Origin of the sequence: Micromonospora sp. NPDC051296, from assembly GCF_040682255.1 — a bacterium.
Taxonomy (GTDB): Bacteria; Actinomycetota; Actinomycetes; order Mycobacteriales; family Micromonosporaceae; genus Micromonospora; species Micromonospora craterilacus.
Map to the genome: position 1 here is coordinate 1,724 of NZ_JBFBAO010000514.1, position 2,173 is coordinate 3,896.

The 2,173-nt window shown below is 73.5% G+C and carries 2 protein-coding genes and 1 pseudogene; all 3 read right to left on the reverse strand.

Annotation, left to right across the window (positions count from 1 at the left end; genetic code table 11):
* Positions 1-26: 26 nt before the first annotated feature.
* Complete coding sequence (locus AB0M52_RS32055) at positions 27-1,322, reverse strand: MFS transporter (protein ID WP_363961452.1); 1,296 nt, start codon at positions 1,320-1,322, stop codon at positions 27-29.
* Positions 1,323-1,393: 71 nt separating this feature from the next.
* Positions 1,394-1,975, reverse strand: coding sequence for a nicotinamidase (locus tag AB0M52_RS32060; RefSeq protein WP_363961450.1), 582 nt, complete (start codon positions 1,973-1,975; stop codon positions 1,394-1,396).
* Between the two features lie 14 nt (positions 1,976-1,989).
* Positions 1,990-2,173, reverse strand: a pseudogene (locus tag AB0M52_RS32065) (nicotinate phosphoribosyltransferase); the annotation flags it as partial.

Sequence of the window (2,173 nt, forward strand, 5' to 3'; positions counted from 1 at the left end):
GCGCTCGGGTGCGGCCTGCCGCATGATCAAGCGTTGGCTGCGGTCCGATCAGGGGCCGTGGCCGGAGCCAGAGCCGTGGTCGGCTCAGGGGCCGTGGCCGGAGCGGGCGCCGCGGTTGGGGCGGTGGCCGTGGTTGGGGCGATGGTGGGCGTTCGGTCGGCGCGGCGGTGGCGTAGCTCGATCGGCAGCACCGCGAGGGCCACCAGAGCGCCGATCGCGCCGGTGACCGCGAAGCCCCAGAGCGGCGCCGAGGCGTCGATGACCGCCCCGGCCAGTGGGGCGCCGACGGCGATGCCGACGGTGACCGCGGAGCCGTGCAGACCCATCGCCTCGCCGCGTACGCCGGCCGGGGCCAGCCGGCTGACCGTGTCGGAGGTGGCCGCGATGGTCGGCGCGCACAGCGCCCCGGCGGGGATCAGGGCCAAGCAGAGCAGCCACCAGTGACCGCCGCCCAGCCCGACCGGGATGGTGCACAGGCTCAACGCGCCCATCAGTGCGACCGGGGAGAAGGAGCGACGGACCGCGCCGTACGCGAAGCCGCCGACCAGCGAGGCCACCGCCCACACGGAGAGCACCGCGCCGGTGAAGCCGGCGTCGCCGTTTTCCCGCAGCACCGCGATCACCGCCACGTCGGTGCCGCCGAGCACCAGGGTGGCCGCGGTGCTCACCGCGAACACGGCGACCATCCGCGAGGTGAGCCACTGCCGGCGGGCGATTCTGGGCTGCGGCCCGGTCGCTGCCTCGCTGGCGCTGCGCACCGGCGGGTTGAGCAGCCACAGCACCACCCCGGCGGCGACGATGCCGGCCCCGACCAGGTAGAGCGTGAGGCGGGCGGAGATGGTGGTGACCCCGACCGTGGCCAGGGCGGGACCGATCATGAACGACAGCTCGACCGACATCGAGTCCAGCGCGTACGCCGGCCGGCGCTGCTCCGCCGGCACCAGCGCGGCGATGGACTGTCGGATCACCGAGAAGATCGGCAGCGCCAGCGAGCCGGCCAGGAACGCGGCCGGCAGCAGCACCGCGTACGACAGCATCGGCGCGGTGGACCAGAAGATCGCCTCGGCGACGGCGGTCAGGACCAGGACGGGCCGCAGGCCGCGGCGGTCCACCAGCCGGCCGAGCAGCGGCCCGCCGATCGCCGCGCCGACTGTGATCGCCGCACCGACCAGCCCCGCCGCCCCGTATCCGCGCCCGAGATCCTGGACGACGTAGAACGTCAGCGTGACACCGGTCGCGGTCAGCGGGATGCGCGCCAGCACAGCGACCAGCAGCAACGACCGCAAGCCGGGCAGGGCGAGTGCCTCCCGGTAAGGCTTCATGTTCACGTCGGTCCGTACCTCCGCCGGACATCCTCGACGGGAGGTGCGACACTCGCCAACGAATTACCGGATCATGCGGCCCTGATCACAGGGGCGCCGTGCATGGTGATCCCGGCTCCCTCGAACGCGCGCAGCGCGACGTCGGTGGTGTCCGGGGCGACGGCAGCGGTCAAATCCAGCAGTACGGTGGCGGCGAAGCCCTCCCGGGCGGCGTCCAGGGCGGTGGCCCGGACGCAGTGGTCGGTGGCGATGCCGACCACGTCGACCCGATCCACGCCCCGCTGGCGCAGCCAGTCGGCCAGGACCTCGCCGCCCTCGGCGTGCCCCTCGAACCCGGAGTACGCGGCGGCGTACTCGCCCTTGTGGAAGATCGCCTCGATCCGGCCGGTGGCCAGTTCCGGGTGGAACTCCGAGCCCGGGGTGCCGACCACGCAGTGCCGGGGCCAGGTGCTCACGAAGTCCGGCGGGTCGCCGAAGTGCAGGCCGGGGTCGACGTGGTAATCCTTCGTCGCCACCACGTGGTCCCAGCGGTCCGGCTCGGCGGCCAGCAGCCGGGAGATCCCGGCGGCGACGCCGGCTCCGCCCGTCACGGCCAGCGATCCGCCCTCGCAGAAGTCCTTCTGCACGTCCACGATGATCAGCGCGTTGCTCACCGGCCGCGCTCCTCTCACTCGGCGGGTACCACGGTGACCGGGATGGCCGGGTCGCCCGAGGAGAGCTTGAGGCCCTCCCACGGGATGGAGATCAGGCACTGGCGCAGGTGCTCCCGCGACTCGTCCAGCGTCGGCAGCGCCACCGGCTCGCCGTCCACGACGTACGACTGTTGCAGCAGCCGGTCGTTGGGCCGCCGG